At 67.0% G+C, this 17,489-nt stretch carries 15 protein-coding genes; 1 reads left to right on the forward strand and 14 read right to left on the reverse strand.

Going from position 1 to position 17,489, the window contains the following annotated elements; translation table 11 throughout:
* Positions 1–140: 140 nt before the first annotated feature.
* From ACX93N_RS11500 to ACX93N_RS11560, 13 genes are all read right to left on the reverse strand, one after another.
* On the reverse strand, positions 141–887 hold the full coding sequence (locus ACX93N_RS11500) for a sulfite exporter TauE/SafE family protein (protein ID WP_459428565.1): 747 nt from the start codon (positions 885–887) through the stop codon (positions 141–143).
* A complete protein-coding gene (gene ccoS / locus ACX93N_RS11505; protein WP_459428566.1) occupies positions 884–1,117 on the reverse strand; it encodes a cbb3-type cytochrome oxidase assembly protein CcoS in 234 nt (77 codons plus the stop codon). Before ccoS ends, ACX93N_RS11500 begins: the two co-directional genes overlap by 4 nt.
* A gap of 9 nt (positions 1,118–1,126) precedes the next feature.
* Positions 1,127–3,562: a heavy metal translocating P-type ATPase gene (locus tag ACX93N_RS11510; RefSeq protein ID WP_459428567.1), complete on the reverse strand. Its 2,436-nt coding sequence runs from the start codon at positions 3,560–3,562 to the stop codon at positions 1,127–1,129.
* Positions 3,546–4,052, reverse strand: coding sequence for a FixH family protein (locus tag ACX93N_RS11515; protein ID WP_459428568.1), 507 nt, complete (start codon positions 4,050–4,052; stop codon positions 3,546–3,548). Before ACX93N_RS11515 ends, ACX93N_RS11510 begins: the two co-directional genes overlap by 17 nt.
* Positions 4,049–5,461, reverse strand: a complete 1,413-nt coding sequence (ccoG, locus tag ACX93N_RS11520) for a cytochrome c oxidase accessory protein CcoG (RefSeq protein WP_459428569.1) — start codon at positions 5,459–5,461, stop codon at positions 4,049–4,051. Before ccoG ends, ACX93N_RS11515 begins: the two co-directional genes overlap by 4 nt.
* A gap of 79 nt (positions 5,462–5,540) precedes the next feature.
* Positions 5,541–6,422 (reverse strand): cytochrome-c oxidase, cbb3-type subunit III, encoded by an 882-nt coding sequence (ccoP, locus tag ACX93N_RS11525; RefSeq protein WP_459428570.1) that lies wholly within the window; start codon positions 6,420–6,422, stop codon positions 5,541–5,543.
* Positions 6,415–6,594 carry a cbb3-type cytochrome oxidase subunit 3 gene (locus ACX93N_RS11530; RefSeq protein ID WP_459428571.1) on the reverse strand — a complete coding sequence of 60 codons (180 nt, stop codon included), beginning with the start codon at positions 6,592–6,594 and terminating at the stop codon, positions 6,415–6,417. The genes ccoP and ACX93N_RS11530 overlap by 8 nt, the downstream gene beginning before the upstream one ends.
* Before the next feature lie 3 nt (positions 6,595–6,597).
* Positions 6,598–7,206, reverse strand: a complete 609-nt coding sequence (gene ccoO, locus ACX93N_RS11535; protein WP_459428572.1) for a cytochrome-c oxidase, cbb3-type subunit II — start codon at positions 7,204–7,206, stop codon at positions 6,598–6,600.
* A 12-nt stretch (positions 7,207–7,218) separates the two neighbouring features.
* A complete protein-coding gene (gene ccoN, locus ACX93N_RS11540; protein WP_459428573.1) occupies positions 7,219–8,658 on the reverse strand; it encodes a cytochrome-c oxidase, cbb3-type subunit I in 1,440 nt (479 codons plus the stop codon).
* Positions 8,659–8,766: 108 nt separating this feature from the next.
* Positions 8,767–9,372: a Yip1 family protein gene (locus ACX93N_RS11545; RefSeq protein ID WP_459428574.1), complete on the reverse strand. Its 606-nt coding sequence runs from the start codon at positions 9,370–9,372 to the stop codon at positions 8,767–8,769.
* A 169-nt stretch (positions 9,373–9,541) separates the two neighbouring features.
* Positions 9,542–10,288 carry a fumarate/nitrate reduction transcriptional regulator Fnr gene (fnr, locus tag ACX93N_RS11550; protein WP_459428575.1) on the reverse strand — a complete coding sequence of 249 codons (747 nt, stop codon included), beginning with the start codon at positions 10,286–10,288 and terminating at the stop codon, positions 9,542–9,544.
* Positions 10,289–10,376: 88 nt separating this feature from the next.
* Positions 10,377–11,804: an oxygen-independent coproporphyrinogen III oxidase gene (gene hemN / locus ACX93N_RS11555; protein ID WP_459428576.1), complete on the reverse strand. Its 1,428-nt coding sequence runs from the start codon at positions 11,802–11,804 to the stop codon at positions 10,377–10,379.
* Positions 11,805–11,895: 91 nt separating this feature from the next.
* The gene (locus tag ACX93N_RS11560) at positions 11,896–15,738 is read right to left on the reverse strand and encodes a DUF1631 family protein (protein ID WP_459428577.1); all 3,843 of its coding nucleotides are present in this window, start codon (positions 15,736–15,738) and stop codon (positions 11,896–11,898) included.
* A gap of 109 nt (positions 15,739–15,847) precedes the next feature.
* Between ACX93N_RS11560 and ung the strand changes: the two genes are divergently transcribed.
* A complete protein-coding gene (gene ung / locus ACX93N_RS11565) occupies positions 15,848–16,582 on the forward strand; it encodes a uracil-DNA glycosylase (RefSeq protein ID WP_459428578.1) in 735 nt (244 codons plus the stop codon).
* On the opposite strand, the gene ygfZ is transcribed toward ung, so the two are convergent.
* Positions 16,561–17,481: a CAF17-like 4Fe-4S cluster assembly/insertion protein YgfZ gene (ygfZ, locus tag ACX93N_RS11570; protein WP_459428579.1), complete on the reverse strand. Its 921-nt coding sequence runs from the start codon at positions 17,479–17,481 to the stop codon at positions 16,561–16,563. The genes ung and ygfZ overlap by 22 nt on opposite strands.
* Positions 17,482–17,489: the final 8 nt, after the last annotated feature.

Below are 17,489 nucleotides of genomic sequence, written 5' to 3' on the forward strand. Positions count from 1 at the left end.
CCCCCCCCCAGATCCCTTTTTGGGGGGGCCCCCCACCCGCAGCCGCCCCTACCGCCTCAGCCCGGGGGAGTGTGACGATTTTTTGCCGTGACGGTTGATCTGGGTCAGGTGTTTCCGGGTAACGCGCGCCGAAGCCATGGTCAGCCGTGGTGCGTATGGCCCTCCATCGGGCCGCCCTCCATCGGCATCGACGGGGGCGCTTCGCCGGGAACCGGCAGGCTGCGCTCCAGCAGGTGGCCGCCGTGGCTGGCGACCAGGTAGAGGGTCCAGAGCCCTGAGGTGATGAGCAGCAGGGCGATGAGAACCTTGAGCCCGCGGCGGCGCAGCAGGGCCTGCACCCCGCCCGCGCCGAAGCTGGTCGCCAGCATCGCCGGCAGCGTGCCCGCGCCGAAGGCGAGCATGAGACTGCCGGCGCCCCAGGCGCTCTGCGCCGTGGCGGCCCAGGCGAGGCCGCTGTAGATCAGACCGCAGGGCATGAGACCCCAGCCGAGGCCGAGGGCAAAGCCCTGTGCGGGGGTGCTGACGGGCAGGAAGCGTGACGAGAAGCGCTGTACCGGGCGCCAGAGCACGGCCCCGGCGCGCTCGAGGACCGTGAGACCGCGCCACCAGTCGGCGATGTACAGGCCCATGAGAATAAGCAGTGCGCCGGCCAGGTAGCGCAGGCCCAGAGTCCAGGCCGCCAGGTTGATGCTGCCGGCCAGGAAGCCGAGCAGGGCGCCGAGGGCCCCGTAGCTGGTGATGCGGCCACCGTGGTAGGCGAAGGTCAGCGTCGGGCGGGTCTGGCCACCCAAGCTCAGGGCGGCGGCGATGCCGCCGCACATGCCCAGGCAGTGACCCGCGCCGGCGAGGCCGATGCCGAACGCCGCGGCGTAGTCGGCAGGGTTCACGGCTGCCCTCCGGACCGCCCGCTGTCGTCGCTCTCACCCGCGTTTGCGAAGTCGTCCTCAGTGTTGCTCCCGTCGGCTCTCGCGTCCGGCGCTTCTTCATCGGCCAGGATGCGCCAGCCCTCCTTGTCGAGGTCGTCGTACTGGCCGCTGTCGATAGCCCATAGCAGGAGCTTTACGGCGATGGCGACGAAGACGAGGGCGATGGGGATGAGGAGGTACAGGCTGTCCATGAGCGCTCCTTAGGGGCGGCGGCAGCGAGCCAGGCGCAGGGAGTTGCCGACAACGAGCAGCGAACTCAGGGACATGCCGATCGCTGCGGCCCAGGGCGGTACGTGCCCCAGGGCTGCCAGGGGAATGCCGACGCCATTGTAGCCCAGGGCCCAGGCGAGGTTCTGCCTGATGACGCTGCGGCATTTCGTCGCGTGCGACAGCAGCAGGCTGACCCGGTCGAGATCGCCGTCGGCGACCACGAAATCCGCCTGGGTGCGGGCCAGGTCCGTGGCGCCGGCCACGGCCAGGGAGGCATCGGCAACCCTGAGTACCGGGGCATCATTCAGGCCGTCGCCCACCATCATCACCACGGCGCCGGTGCGTTGCAGGGCGGCCACGGCGGCGCTCTTCTCTACCGGTGCCAGGCCGGTGCGGACCGTGTCGAAGGCGAGCTCGGCGCCGAGACGCGCCCCGTGCCCGGAGGCATCCCCGGTGAGCAGGGTAAGGCGCAGCCCCCGCGCTCGCGCATCCGCGAGGACGGCCGCCGCTGCGGGTCGCAGTGGGTCCTGCAGGGCGATAAGAGCGCTGGCACCGGCCGCGGAGCAGAGGCCTATCCAGTAGCGGCCGTCCTCCGGGGGATCGTCGAGCCGCGGGCACAGGCGTCTGCAGAACGCCAGGGAGCCGAGATGCCAGCACTGGCCCCGCCATTTTCCCTCGAGCCCTGCGCCGACGTGGTAGCGCACGGCGTCCACCCCGGGGGCGGCCTCGACGTGCCGGAAGGCATCGGCGAGCGGATGGGTGGACCAGGCCTGCAGCGCGGCGCAGAGGGCGAGGACCTCCGGCTCCGCCAGGTCGCCGGTCAGGCGGATCTCGTCGATGGCGAGCTGTCCCGCCGTGAGGGTTCCGGTCTTGTCGAACACGACATCCGATGCCCGGGCCACGGCCTCAAGCGCGTTCTCCCCGCGAACGATCACACCGGCGCGGCGCAGGGCGGCCGCCGCGTTCGCCAGGGCCGCCGGTGTGGCCAGCGCAAGGGCGCAGGGGCAGCTGATCACGAGGACGGACAGGGCGATCCAGAAGGCCTTCTCCGGCGCCAGGAACCACCAGGTGAGTGCCGTTGCGGCGGTGGCAAGGAGTACGGTGCCGATGAACCAGGCGGCAATGCGGTCCGCCAGCTGTGCGATCCGCGGTTTTTCCGTGGCGGCCGCCTCGATGGAGCGCTGCAGGGCTGCGAGGCGGGAGTCCCGGTAGCTGCCGCTGGCCACGAGCTCAATGCCGCCCTCGACATTGACCGTGCCTGCGTAAACCACATCGCCGGCGCCGACGCTGCGCGGCAGCGGTTCTCCGTTGAAAGTGTCCTCGCGCACGGCACTGGTGCCGTCGACGACTTCGCCATCGATGGGGACCATTTCGCCGGCGGGCACGAGAACGCGGTCGCCCGCGGCAAGGCGCTGCCGCGGCCGCTGCTCGACCCGGTCTCCCGCGCGCACCCGAACCGCCGCGGGGAGTGCCGCCTCCGCATCGTTCCAGAGAAAGGCATCGCGATAGCGCAGGCGCTTCTCGGCGAAGCGCGCGAGGAGCAGGAAGAAGGTGAACATTACCACCGAGTCGAAATACACTTCGCCGCTGGCCGTGATCGTGGCGTAGACGCTGGCGCCGAAAGCGAGGCCGATGGCCAGCGCCACCGGCAGATCCATGACCAGCGCGCCCTGGCGCAGGTGACGCCAGGCGCTCTGGAAGAACGGGCGTGCGGAGAACAGCACGACAAAGCCCGCTACCAGCAGGCTGAACCAGCGCAGCAGACCGCGGTACTCGCTGGCGATGCCCTGCAGGTCGCCGGCGTGGAGCGCGATGGCGAACATGCCCACCTGCATCATGCCGATTCCGGCCACGGCCAGCCGGCGCAGGTCTGCCCGGTGTTCCCGGTCCAGTTCCCGCTGCTGCGCGTCGCTGCGGAAGGGGGCGACCCGGTAGCCCATGGCTGCGACGCGGGCGAAGACTTCGGCGAGGGGCAGCACGCCAGCGTCGAGGGTGACATCCAGGCGGGCCTGGGCAAGGTTGACGTTGGCCGCCTTCAGGCCGGGAAGGCGGCGCAGCGTGCTCTCTACCAGCCAGGTGCAGGCGGCGCAGGTCATGCCGCCGAGGAGCAGGCGGGCGCGCAGCAGGCCGTCCTCCCCGCGCTCACTGAAAGTGGCGGCCAGTTCCGGGTCATCGTAGATGCGCCACGGGTCGAGATCGCCGGTGGGGACCTCGGGGGGGCGTTCACTCCAGGCCGTGCGCTGCTCATAGAAGCGGCCCAGGCCGCTCTCGGCGATGAGCGCTGCCACCGCGCGGCACCCGGGGCAGCACATCGGCTGCTCCTCACCGTTGATGCACACGGAAAAATCCGCGCCCGGAGGTACCGCCTCGCCGCAGTGATAGCAGCGCCCGCCCTCCGCGGGGCCGGTATCAGCCGCCGTCGTCACCGCGGAAGTTTCCCGCCTCCAGCGAGCCGTCGAGGCGCCAGCCCCCGTCCTCGCCGGCATCGAGGATCCAGTGCCAGTGGCTGGCGATCGGACCGGGGAGCGCCGCGCTGTAATGCTCCGGTCCCGTGCGGGTGAGCTGGACGGTGAAATCCCGGTCCGCTTCCAGTGGGTGCGACAGCTGCAGCCGGAGGCTTGCATAGCGCTCGATGCCGTCGGTCTCGACCTCGATGCGTTCCCCGGTTATGGCGAGGCGGGCGGCGTAGCCGCGCTGCCGGGCTGTTTCCTGCTTGGCGAGCTGGCGGTTGATGGCGAGCCCGTCCTTATAATACTCGTCGACCACGAGGTCATCGGCGTGGCGGTTCGCGATATACAGTGTGGCGAAGGCCGCGATGACCACCGAGCCCGGCAGCACGATCAGGAACCAGGGCCAGAACTGCCGGTACCAGGGCGCGCTGTCCTCCCGCGCCGGGGAGCCGGGGCGGCGGTTCACAACGGACGCATGAAGCGGGATTCGGCCACGGCGCGGAGCGAGGGCATGTCCTCGGCGACGACCGTGAAGGTCATTTCCGTACTCGGTGCCGCGAGCGCCTCCGGCCGTGCGCTTACGCGCAAGCTGATGGTCCGGACCTCGCCTCCCTCAAGCATGTAGCGGGTGCTGCCAAGCAACTCGGCGCCGTCGATGCCGTCGATGGACAGCGTGAAGGCGTGTGGCTCGCCGTCCATGTTTACGAGGTTCAGCTTGTAGATGTTTTCCACGGCGCCGTCGGTCGTCTCGACGTAGAGCTGGTTCCGATCGCGGATCACGGTCATCTCCAGCGGTATGCGGGTTACGACGTTGTAGCTGAAGACAGCGACCATGACAATGAGCATGGTGATGTAGCCCAGGACCCGCGGCCGCAGCCAGTGGGTAGTCCCGCCCTCAAGCTCGTTTTCACTGGTGTAGCGGATCAGGCCGCGGGGATAGCCCATCTTGTCCATGACCGAGTTGCAGGCGTCGATACACAGGGCGCAGCCAATGCATTCGTACTGCAACCCGTCGCGGATATCGATGCCCGTCGGGCAGACCTGCACGCAGAGGTCGCAGTCGACGCAGTCCCCGAGACCGAGAGCGCCGCGGTCCGCATCGCGCTTGCGCGAGCCCCTCGGCTCACCGCGGTTGGGATCATAGGAGACGATCAGCGTGTCCCGGTCGAACATCACCGACTGGAAGCGGGCATAGGGGCACATGAACTTGCACACCTGCTCGCGCATCCAGCCGGCGTTGACGTAGGTGGCCAGCGTGAAGAACACGGTCCACAGGGCCTGCCACTTGCCCGTCGAGAAGGTGGCCAGTTCCCAGACGAGGTCGCGGATCGGGTAGAAGTAGCCGACGAAGGTCAGGCCGGTCATGAAGGCCACGAAGAACCAGCCGGCGTGCTTGGCGCTCTTGCGCGCGGCCTTTTCCATGGACCAGGGCGCCTTGTCGAGCTTGATGCGCTGGTTGCGGCTGCCCTCGGTCTTCTGCTCGATCCACATGAAGATGGATGTCCACACGGTCTGCGGGCACGTGTAGCCGCACCAGACACGGCCGGCGGAGACGGTCACCGCGAACAGCGAATAGGCGCTGACGATGAGCAGGAAGGCGAGGAGCGGGAAATCCTGGGGCCAGAACGTCAGCCCGAAGATATGGAACTCGCGCTCCGGCAGGTCGAACCAGACTGCCTGGCGCCCATCGATGCTGATCCAGGGCAGCAGGTAGTAGCCGAGGAGGAGAGGCCAGCCGGTGAACAGGCGCAGGCGCTGGTAGAAGCCCTCGATCTTGCGTGTATAGATCTTCTCGCGCTTCTGGTAGAGGTCGAGTTCGGCCACCTCGGCGGGGGCCGCTTCCTGCACGACTTCGATGACGTCCGGATCTTTCATGGGGGATACCACTGGTTGCTGCCGGCGCGTGCCGGCGTTACCGCGCGCGGAAAAAATCCGCGCACGGCAGGTTCGGCGCCTACTGCGCCTGGCGGCTGCTGCCGTAGATGTAGGCCGTGACGATGTGGATCTTGTCCTCGCTCAGCGTCTCGCCGAAGGCCGGCATCTTGCCATTGCGTCCGTTACGCAGCGTCAGCTCAATCTGTTCCTCGCTGCCGCCGTAGAGCCAGATGCCATTGGTGAGGTTCGGCGCGCCCATGGCGGGGTTGCCCTTGCCCTCGGGGCCATGGCAGGCGGCACAGTAACTCTGGTAATGCTGCTTCCCGCGCCCGGCTTTCTCCGCGTCGGCGCTGCGGTTATTGAGCGACAGCACGTACTCGGCGGCTTCATCGATGCCGTCTTCGCCGAGGATATCCTTCCAGGCCGGCATGGCGGCCTGGCGGCCGTTGACGATCGAGTGCTTGATCGCCTCCGGTGAGCCGCCCCAGAGCCAGTCTTCATCGACAATGTTCGGGAAACCGTAGGCGCCGCGGGCATCCAGGCCGTGGCACTGGGAGCAGTTGTTGCCGTAGATGCGCATGCCCATCTTCATGACCTTCGGGTCTTCGGCGATCTCGGCCACGGGCAGGGCCAGGTAGCGGTCGCGCATGGCGCGGTACTTCGCATCCGCCGCGGCGACCTCGTCGGCGTGCTGTTCCTCCTGCGTCCAGCCGAGCAGGCCCTCGAAGTTGCCCATGCCCGGGTACATGGCGAGGTAGCCGATGCCCCAGACGATGGTGATCACGAACATGGCGAACCACCAGGCCGGGAGGGGATTGTCATACTCCTCGATGCCGTCGTACTCGTGCCCCGTGGTTTCGTTCTCGCCCGAGCGCTGGCGGTTGGCGAACAGGATCCAGGTGATCCCCACGATGGTGATCACCGTGAGAATGATGACCCAGTTGCTCCAGAAGCTAGTCATTCCGTCCTTCCTCTTCCTTGGTCCGTTGATTCAGCTCCTCGTCCGCGAAGGGCAGGTTGGCAGCCTCGTCAAAGGTCTTCTTGCGTTTCTTGCTCCAGGCCCAGCCACAGACCCCGATGAAGGCAATCATCAGGAAGAGGGTGGAAAGGCCGCGCAGGTCATTGATATCCATAGCTCAGCGCCGCGTCTGGATCAGGGTGCCGAGCTGCTGCAGGTAGGCGACGAGGGCGTCGATCTCCTTCTTGCCCGCGACCGCGGCCTGCGCGCCGGCAATGTCCTCATCCGTATAGGGCACGCCGAGCTTGCGCAGTACGCTCATCTTCCTGCCCGTGTCCTCGCCGTCGAGGGTGCGCTCGAAGAGCCAGGGATAGCCCGGCATGTTCGATTCGGGCACCACGTCCCGGGGGTTGTAGAGGTGCGCACGGTGCCAGTCATCGCTGTAACGCTGACCGACGCGGGCCAGGTCCGGCCCCGTGCGCTTCGAGCCCCAGAGGAAGGGGTGGTCGTAGACGAACTCGCCGGCGACCGAGTAGTGACCATAGCGCTCCGTTTCGGCGCGCAGCGGCCGGACCATCTGCGAGTGACAGTTGTTGCAGCCCTCGCGGATGTAGATGTCGCGGCCCTCCAGCTCGAGGGCGTCGTAGGGTTCGAGGCCGGCGATGGGCTCGTTCGTTTCCTTCGCAAACATCAGCGGGACCAGTTCCACCAGCGTGCCGAAGCTGATCGCCACGATGATGAGGATGATCATCAGGCCGACGTTTTTCTCTACCTTCTCGTGTTTCATGGGTCAGGCTCCTCAGGCGGCAGTGGCCGACGGTGCCGGCGCTTGCGCCGGGGCGTCCTTGCGGGTGGTCATGTAGACGTTGTAGGCCATGATCAGCATGCCGGCGAAGAACACCGCGCCGCCGAGGACTCGGACAACGTAGCCGGGATAGCTGGCGGCCACGGATTCCACGAAGGCGTAGGTCAGCGTGCCGTCCTGGTTGTAGGCGCGCCACATGAGGCCCTGCATGATGCCGTTTACCCACATGGAGGCGATGTAGAGCACCGTACCGATGGTGGACATCCAGAAATGCACGTTGATGAGGTTGGTGCTGTACATGCGCTCCTTGTTGAAGAGCTGCGGGATCAGGTGGTAGAGCGAACCGATGGAAATCATGGCCACCCAGCCGAGGGCCCCGGAGTGCACGTGGCCGATGGTCCAGTCCGTGTAGTGCGACAGGGAATTCACGGTCTTGATGGACATCATGGGGCCTTCGAAGGTGGACATGCCATAGAAGGACAGGCTCACCACCATGAAGCGCAGGATGGGGTCGTCGCGCAGCTTATGCCAGGCGCCGGACAGCGTCATGATGCCGTTGATCATGCCGCCCCAGGAGGGCGCGAGGAGAATCAGGCTCATAACCATGCCGAGGCTCTGGGCCCAGTCGGGCAGGGCGGTGTAGTGCAGGTGGTGCGGACCGGCCCAGATGTACACGGCGACCAGGGCCCAGAAGTGCACGATGGACAGGCGGTAGGAGTAGACCGGGCGCTCGGCCTGCTTGGGCACGAAGTAGTACATCATGCCGAGAAAGCCCGCGGTCAGGAAGAAGCCCACGGCGTTGTGGCCGTACCACCACTGCACCATGGCGTCGACGGTGCCCGAATAGGCCGAGTAGGACTTGGTCAGGGTGACCGGCAGCGCCGCGCTGTTGATGATGTGCAGGACGGCGACGGTCACGATGAAGGCGCCGAAAAACCAGTTGGCCACGTAGATGTGGCTGGTCTTGCGCTTCGCGATGGTACCGAAGAAGACGACGGCGTAGAGCACCCAGACGATGGTGATCAGCACATCGATGGGCCACTCGAGCTCGGCGTACTCCTTAGATGAAGTGAGCCCGAGGGGCAGGGTGACCGCCGCGGCGACGATCACCAGCTGCCAGCCCCAGAAGGTCATCGCCGCGAGCTTGTCGGAAATGAGCCGGGTCTGGCAGGTGCGCTGGACCACGTAGTAGGAGGTGGCGAACAGGGCGGACCCGCCGAAGGCGAAGATCACCGCGTTGGTGTGCAGGGGCCGCAGGCGGCTGAAGGTGGTCCAGGGCAGGTCGAAGTTGAGGGCGGGCCAGGCCAGCTGGGCGGCGATGAGGACGCCGACCAGCATGCCCACGATCCCCCAGACCACGGTCATGATCGCGAATTGGCGCACCACCTTGTAGTTGTATACCGGGTGCTCCAGCGCAGGGTTGAGCTCAGTCATGATGTCTTACCGTCGTTCGCAGGATGAAAATCGTCAGTTGCTGAATTCTAGTGGCTTTCAATTACAGCTCTTACAGCGCCGCTGCGGGCCCCTCCGCGGGCGCCGGGGTCAGGCATCGGTGAAGGCCGGCGCGGCGCCGTACTCCCAGGCCAGCACGGACACGACCAGGATGCAGACCAGGATCACCAGCGCGATGGCGAGGACGGCGCTGGAGAACAGGAAGCCCCGCTCCTCGGGAATATCCATCACGATCGGGATGCCGAGGTACATGAGGTAGACGGACCAGCTGACAGCGACCACGCCGATAAGCAGGTCCAGCCACAGCGTCGGATAGAAGCCGACCAGGCCCGTGACGAACAGCGGGGTAGCCGTGAGGCCGGCGATGACGATGCCCTTGGCGATGGTGGAGTCGGCACCGTAGGTATCGGACATCCAGTGGATGAAGTAGCCGATGGCCGCAACGCTTGCGACCATGACCATGTAGAAGAGAATGCTGATCTGGAACGCGCTCTCGGTGGTCAGCCGTATCACCTCGTTGTAGCTGCCCACGGTCCAGCCCACGTGACTGGTACCGTAGTACCAGGCGATCGCCGGGAAAACGGCCATGATGCAGGGGTACAGCACAAGCGCATTGCGGGATTTTTCGGGCATGGCGGCAACAGTCCGCCAGGTCGCGCTGGGCTTGGTCAACATGCCGAACAGGTGCTGGATCATGGGGGGGTTCTCCTCGTCGCTTATGGCGCGGAATTCTAACGTTATACCCACTGGGGGGGTTGATGCAGGTCAAGGTGCGGCGCAAAGACGCCGGCAACGCAGGGGACCGGGGGGATTGTAATCGGACCGGCTTGGGCCGGTGCAGGGCGTGCCCTGCCCCGTGAGGGGGTTAGCCGCCTTCGGCGAGCCGCTTCAGGGCATCGAGATCGAGGACCTCGATTTCCTTGTTGTCGACGCGGAGCACATCCATCTTCTGCATGCGGCTGAAGACGCGGCTCACGGTCTCGACGGTGAGCCCGAGGTAATTGCCGATGTCCACCCGGGACATGCTCAGGCGGAACTGCGTGGCGCTCAGCTTGCGCCTGGCGTTGCGCGCCGAGACGCTGAGGATCAGCGCGGCCACCCGCTCGTCCGCGGAACTCTTGCTGAGGAGGGTGATCAGCTGCTGGTCCGCGGTGATCTCCCGGCTCATGAGCTGGAAAAAGTGACGCTGCAGCTGCGGCATGGTCGCGCTCAGCCTCTCGAGCGACGAGAAGGGAATCTCGCAGACGGCGGCGGTTTCCAGCGCCTTGGCGGAGGAGGCATGGACGTTCTTGCTGATGCCGTCCATACCGACGATCTCACCCGGGAAATAGAAGCCGGTGACCTGCTCGCGGCCGTCGTCGGTGGTCTGGTAGGCCTTGAGGCTCCCCGCGCGCACTGCGTAGACGGACTGGAAACCGTCGCCTTCCCGGTAGAGGTGGTGGCCCTTCTGCAGCGGCTTGCTGCGCTGGATGATCCGATCCAACTCGTCCATGTCCCGCGCCTCGAGGGAGAAGGGCAGGCAGATACTGTTCAGCCGGCAGTTGCTGCAGCTGACCTGGAACTCATGGGAACAGGCTTTCTTGGTATCCAGATGCTGCTGCTGGCTGTTCATGCGGACCTTCCTTGTTGCCTAGGGGAAAAGTAAAACCCCGTCGTCGGGCTGTCAAGGAAGCTTTACAGTATGACCGCCTGCGTTGCGGTCACACCGTGGCCGAGAAGCGCCGCCCTGGTTGCCGCTGTTGCCTCTCGAGATATTCGTCGAAGGGCATGCAGATATTGCGAAGGAAGGGTCTGCCCGCCTCGTGGATGCGGATATCCTCGTCGCCGAGCGTGAGCAGGCCGTCGGCCTGGAGCGGGGCAAGGGTGGCCAGCTCATCCGCAAAGTGTTCCTGGAAATCGACGCCGAAGCGGCGCTCGCAATCACCGATATCCAGGGCCAGCTCGCAGATCAGGGTCATGATCACATGGCGGCGCAGCTTGTCCTCGCTCGTCACCATGCAGCCCCGGTTCAGCGGCAGCTCGCCGGCGTCGATGCGGCGATAGTAGTCGTCCAGGTCGCGGGCATTCTGCAGGTAGAAGTCGCCGATCTGGCTGATGGCGGAGACACCGAGGCCAAGCAGGTCGTCGGCGAGCTGCAGGGAGTAACCCTGGAAGTTGCGCTGCAGCCGGCCCTCGCCCTGGGCCAGGGCGAGGTCGTCGTCCGGCAGCACATAGTGGTCCATGCCGATGTGCCGGTAGCCCGCATCCTGCAGGGTGGCACTGATCATCTGCGCCAGCACGAGCTTTTCTTCCGGCTCCGGCAGCGTCAGCCGGTCTATGGAGCGCTGCGGCTTGAAGCGCTCCGGCAGGTGTGCGTAGTTGTAGCAGGCGATCCGGTCCGGACGCAGGGCAACGACCCTGCGCAGCGTCTCGGCCATGCTGTTGTGGTCCTGGTAGGGCAGGCCGTAGATGAGATCGAAGGACAGGGAGCGGAAGCCGTGATGCCGGATGCTCTCGACCAGCCTGGCAACCTGCTCGTAGGGCTGGACGCGGTTGACCGCCTGCTGCACTTGCGGATCGAAGTCCTGGATCCCGAGGCTGATGCGGTTGAAGCCGACCCCCTTGAGCAGGGCCATGGTGGCCACGTCCACGGTGCGGGGGTCGATCTCGATGGAATACTCGCGATAGCCGCGGTCGAGCAGTCGGAAACTGCTCGCGAGCAGGTGCATGAGCTCCGTGATTTCCGCCGGGTCGAGGTAGGTCGGTGTACCGCCGCCCCAGTGCATCTGCGTGACCGGCCGCTCATGGCCGACGAGCTCGCCCTGGAGGCTGATCTCCTGGGCGAGACGGTCGAGGTATTCCCGGGCGACGCCGCTCTTGCGGGTCACTACCTTGTTGCAGGCGCAGTAGTAGCAGATGTCGTGGCAGAACGGCAGGTGCACGTACAGCGACAGCGGTTCGGAGCGCAGACCCTGGCGGGACTGCCAGTTGAGGTAGCGCTCGAGGCGGAAGTCCTCCGTGAATTGCGGTGCCGTCGGGTAGGAGGTATAGCGCGGCCCCTGGCAGGCATACTTCCGGGCCATGGCGATACCTTCCCGCCAGGCGGCAGGGATATCGTAGGGCAGGTCGATGGTCTGGATATCGTTCATAACAGGTCGCGCAGGCCTCCTTCAGGATGCGTAGAGGCTAGCAAGGGGGGGGGCGGGGCGCGTTGATTTGCGTCAACCGCGCCGCGTTCGTTCAGGTTGCCAGGGGACTGAGCTCCAGCGTGACCTCCTCGAGCGGGCGCGGCATGCCGACGCCCCAGCCCTGCAGGTAGTCGACGCCGATCTCGTGCAGCGGCTCGATGAGCTCCACGGATTCGACGCTCTCCGCGATCGTTTTCTGGCCGAGGAAGTGCGCCAGGTCGTTGATGGATCGCACCATGGCGTAGTCGTTGGCATTGGTGTTCAGGTCGCGGATGAACATGCCGTCGATCTTGACGTTGTCCACCGGCAGCTCGCGCAGGTACTGGTGACTGGCCATGCCGGTGCCGAAGTCGTCTAGGGAAAAGGTGCAGCCGATGTTGCGCAAGGTGCGGATGAAGTCGGCGGCCTTGGTGAGGTTCTCGATCGCCCCGGTCTCGGTGATCTCGAAGCAGAGCTTGCTGGTGCCCACGCCGAACTCCGAGATCTGCTCCAGGACGTAGTCCATGAAGCGGTCATCCATGAGGCTGCTCCCGGACAGGTTGATGGAGACCTGCGGGATCACCTTCTGCTTGTCCATCAGGCTTGAAATCCATTCGCAGACGCGCCGGACCACCCAGCGGTCCACGCCGTTGATGAAGCCGAAACGCTCCGCGGAGGTGATGAATTCCGTCGGCGAGAGCAGGCTGCCGTCGTCCTGGCGGATCGAAAGGAGGATCTCGTAGTGGTGCGTGGCCGGCTGGGAGCCGTCGAGCGCGCTCTGCACAATGGGCTGGGCACGGAGCACCAGGCTGTCGGTGGCAATGGCGTCATCGAGCATCACCCGGGAACGCTCGCGCTCCCGCCGGGCGGCCAGGATCTCCTCCTCGTCGCGGTCGTAGGCCACAGAGCAGTTGCGGCCCTTTTCCTTGGCCCGTACCAGGGCCCTTTCCGCCTGCTCCATGACCGTGTCCACGTCCGCGGTTTCACTGGCGATCGGGGCAATACCGATAGATACGGTGAAGCTGATCGCCTCGCCGCCGAGCGGCAGGCTGCTGCCGGCGATGTCCTCGCGGATGCGCTCGGCAAAGGCGAGGGCCTCGTCGCGGTCCCGGTAGGCGAGCACGATACCGAAGCGGTCGCCCTCGAGCCGCGCGGTGACGGAGCGCCGCTCGTTCAGCTGGGAGAGCATCTGCGCGAAGGCGTGAATCACGTCGTCGCCCTGTTCGTCGCCGTAGAGGTCGTTGACCAGGTGGAACTGGTCGATATCCAGGAGCAGGAAAGCGTGCTGCACGTCATTGCGCTGGGCGTGCTCGACCGTGCGCTTGAGCCGCTGGCGAAGCGTGCCCGCGTTGAGCAGCCGGGTCTGCGGGTCATGCGTGCGCCGGAAGGACAGCCGTTCCTGAGTGCGCGCCAGCGCGCCGTAGATCCCCTGGTCGAGCACAGACATGTTGTCCAGCGGATCCGGCGGCGCGAGGCCGTGGCTGAGCTTCCGGGCCAGCTGCAGGCGCGTCAGCTCGCCGACTTTCTGTCCCAGGTCATTGACGAAGGCGAAGCGCTCGCGGTCGTCGCTGATCCAGATCAGGCGCATGCGCTTGCTGTGGCCCTCCTTGTCCCGGTAGCTCATCACCGTGCCGGCGCGAAGCTGGTCCACGCGTTTCAACCAGCGGTGAAGCCGCGGCAGCTGCTCGAGGCGCTCGTCGGGAAGTTCGTCGTCGCCGGCCAGTGGTGCCTCGACGGGCAGCGCTTCCAGCGGCTCTTCGCCGCAGAGCACGGCCTTCAGGTCCCGCAGCGCAGGGCCGTGCCCCACGTTGTCCGGCTGGGCCTGGCGGATCTCGTCCCCCAGCTGATCCAGCTGCCGGCGCAGCGGCTCGGGGAGGCGCGGTGGTGCCTCGCCTGCCTCGACGGCCTCGAGCGCAGCGCACACAGCCTCCAGCGTGGCCACCTGTTCCTGCCACAACGTGGAGCCTTCGCCCTCGCGCACCACGATCTGTCTGAGCAGGTCGCGCCAGCCGGCGTCAAGGAGCTCGAGAAGTACCCGCGGTGCGGAAGGGGGCTTGACGAAAGCGGCGAGCAGCCGGTCGACCGTGCGCCAGGCGCGGCGGAGGTGCTCCCGCCCCTCCACGCCGCTGATCACGCGGGCGATGTTCTTGTTCAGCGTGCGCTCGTGCTGGTCGACCAGGGAGCCGAGCCTGCCAAGCCCGTCCTCGAATACGGCGCTGTCTTCCGCATAGCCGGAGGCGACCAGGGTGACGATGTCCTCGAGCTTCTTCTCCAGGACCCGGTTCGGAAAATTCTCCGTGGTCGCGAGCCGTGACAGCTTGTCGAGGAATCTGTGGGCCGGGTGGCCAGGATCCGCGAAAAAGCGTGGCTCGAGCAGGGACAGGCGCGCCAGGGGAATGCGCAGGCGCTCGAGAAGGGGCTTCACGCCGTCGCTGATGTCCAGGTTGCCGCGCATCGTGCTGAAGACATCGTCGACGAACTCCAGCCTGCTCCCCGCCTCACCACCGACCGCGCGACGCACCGAGGGGTCGGTATTCTCACCGGCGAGGAGGTCGCGCAGGGAGCTGGGGGCGCCGTCAGCTGGCTGCGTTACCTGCTGGAGGCTGAGGAGCGCCGCAGCCACCGTTTCGGCGGAAGCCGCCGGCGCGGTGGCCGCGGCGTCTTCTCCCGGCAGTGGCGCGTCTTCCCGATCGACTTCCTGCCGTGTTTTGAGGGCGTTGACCACGGCGTCATAGATGGCTTCGTGCTTCTGCCGTGGCGCCTCCGGGCGCTCAGGGGGCGACTCCTCGGCTGCCGGGGCCATACCCGCCGATGCATCCGGCCCGGGGGCGGAGCCGGCGCCGTCGTCCGCTGTCTCACGCTGGCGTTCGCGCCCGCTGCGCTGGGACCGGCGCGCCTTGTCGCGCTGGAATTCGATGATGGAGCCACCGCGATAGAGCTCATCCTCCAGCCCGGGCCGGAGGCCCGCCTCGGCAAGGCTGCCGTTGAGGCGGGCATAGAAGCCGGTGAGCCTGCGCACCCACTCCCGGTGGAAGAACCGAAGGCTCTGCCGTAGCGCCTCCGCGGAAAACCCGAGGGCGTGCAGCGCCTCCTCGAGGGCGCGGCACTGGTAGGCGGGATGGAAGAGTGCCTTCGCCTGGCCAGCACCGAGGCCGAAGAGGTCGCTGACCCTGAGCGTGAGACTCTCCAGGTCGATCCGGTAGCGATCCAGCGCATCCCTGATGATGCGCTCGACTTCCAGCCGCTCTTCCATTTCCGAGAAGTTGACCAGGTCGAGGTGGCTGGCGTCCGCCTCCTCGAGGGAAGCCAGGCGCGTTTCCCGTTCCTTCTCGGGATCCTGCAACTGGGCGCGGAGACTGGCTGTGAACAGCTCGCGGAAGCGATCGTTGTTGCGCTTCAGATGATTGAGGGCGTCGTAGTAGGCCTGCCTGGCCTCGGTGTCCTGGCGGGTGGAGGTGGCGAGGTCGAAGAGAAAGTCCGCCAGGCCATTGATGAAGCCGCGCAATTTTTCGTCGAACTCCCCGAGTCCCAGCTCGATCTGGTCGCGGTAGAAGGCGCTGGCGCGCTCCCGGGTCCAGGGTTCGCCGGCGAGGAGCATGCCCAGGGCGCGCGCCGAGGCGGCATCGATACCGTCACGGATACTGAGATCGAGCCATTCCCCGGCATAGCCATTGAGGCAGACAGTCAGCGACAGGCGTTCTCCGTCTGGCCGCGCCAGTTCGAGGACCGCAGGCTTGTTGCCCGCCCAGGCCAGCGCCTCGCCCTGCCTGCCGGCGAACAGGACCGCGCCCGCACCGCGTACTGTGACGCGCCCGTCGGAGGCCACGCCCTGTGGCAAGGTCAACCGCCCCCGGTAGCACTCCTTCTCCCGCTTGCCCCTGTCCATAGCCTGGCTGCGCTCCTCGATGCCGCTCACGATATATTGCGCCAGCAAACTGCACAAGCAGCGGGGCGCGCCGGCTCGACCGGCCGGCCGGGGCGGGATAGCCTGTGCGCCCGCGAGGCGTCGGAAGCAAGGAGCAGGCGTGGACGGAAAGCGCGAAGTGCGACTGGAGCCGGGGTGGCTGCGCCTGCTCGGCGGGGAGTTCGAACAGCCTTATATGCAGACGCTCTCGGCGTTCCTGCGTGAGCGTCGGCGTGCGGGCGCCACGCTTTTTCCTCCCGCCCCGGAGCTCTTCAACGCCTTCTGGTATACCCCGCCGGAGCGCGTCTCGGTGGTGATCCTCGGCCAGGATCCCTACCACGCGCCGGGGCAGGCCCACGGGCTCTGTTTCTCGGTGCACCCGCACGTACCGACCCCGCCATCGCTGCGCAACATCTACCGGGAACTGGAGGGCGACCTGGGCATCCCCGAGGCGGCCCACGGTTCGCTGATCGCCTGGGCCCGGCGCGGCGTGCTGCTGCTGAACAGTGTTCTCAGTGTCGAGCAGGGCCAGCCCGGCGCGCACCAGGGCAAGGGCTGGGAGCGCTTCACGGACCGCGTGGTTTCGCTCCTTGACGCCCGGGAGCGCGGTCTGGTGTTCATGCTCTGGGGAAGCTACGCCCAGAAAAAAGGCGCACGGATCGACACTCAGCGGCACTGCGTGCTGCGAGCGCCCCATCCGTCGCCACTGTCGGCGCACCGCGGTTTCTTCGGGTGCCGGCACTTCAGCCAGGCCAACGCCTGGCTCGCCGCCCGCGGCGAAGAGCCGGTGGACTGGCGGCTGCCACCGCTGGCAGAGGCAGAGCGCCTCGCCGCTCAGCCCGCGTCCCCGGCGTAGGGGAGCGGGCAGGGCTCGAGGGGCTCTCCCGCCGCAGTCGTGAGCCGTCTCTCACTGTCCTCGACCCGGGCGAGGCCGGCGACCCAGGCCGTACCGGCACTGTCGCGCACACAGCGCAGAACCTCGGCCGAGGGATGGCCTTCCCCGTCGGCGAGGGTGTCGCCCGGCCGGGGCGCCTCTGCGAGGCGGCCCCGCCAGAGTCCCCAGCGCTGCTTCGCCCTGCCGCGGTAGTGCAGCCGGGCAACGACCTCCTGCCCGGTGTAGCAGCCCTTGCGGAAGCTGACGAGACCCGCCCGGTCGTAATTCAGTGCCTGCGGCAGCCGGGCCTCGGCCTGGCCCGCACCGAGGCGCAGCAGCCCGCGGCGCAGCTCGAGCGCACGCCAGTCGGCCTCGGCGCCGGTGCCGGTCGCGGCGAGGCGCTCGCGCAGGGCGCTGTCGTTGGCGAGGTAGAGCTCGAAGGCTTCGCCGGTCTCGTCGCAGGATACCGCCAGCCAGCCGTCACCGGCCGCGCAGGCATTCTCCCCCTCGGGAGCGGTGCCGGCTGCCTCGCGGAGCGTTGCCGCCGCGCCTTTGCCCCAGAGTGCGCAGGGCTGCCAGCGGTCGCCCGCTGCTTTCACCGCGATACGGGAGAACATGGCATAGCGCCCGAGCACCGTCGCCGTGTGTTCCGCCAGCGCGGCGCCGACGCGCAGCAGGCCTCCCCCGGACGCCGGCAGCAGCAGGCGCAGGTCTGCGATGACGCGTCCCTTCGCGTTGCACAGTGCGCCCGGCACGCTGCGTTCCGGCCCTGCCACCCGCGTGTCGCAGGTGAGTTGGCCCTGCAGGAAGGCGGCGATACCGTCCCCCTCGAGAGCGAGCACGGTGTCTTCGCTGAGTTCCGAGAACTGGCTGTCGGTCATGGGTTGCC

Source organism: Pseudohaliea sp. (assembly GCF_054552115.1).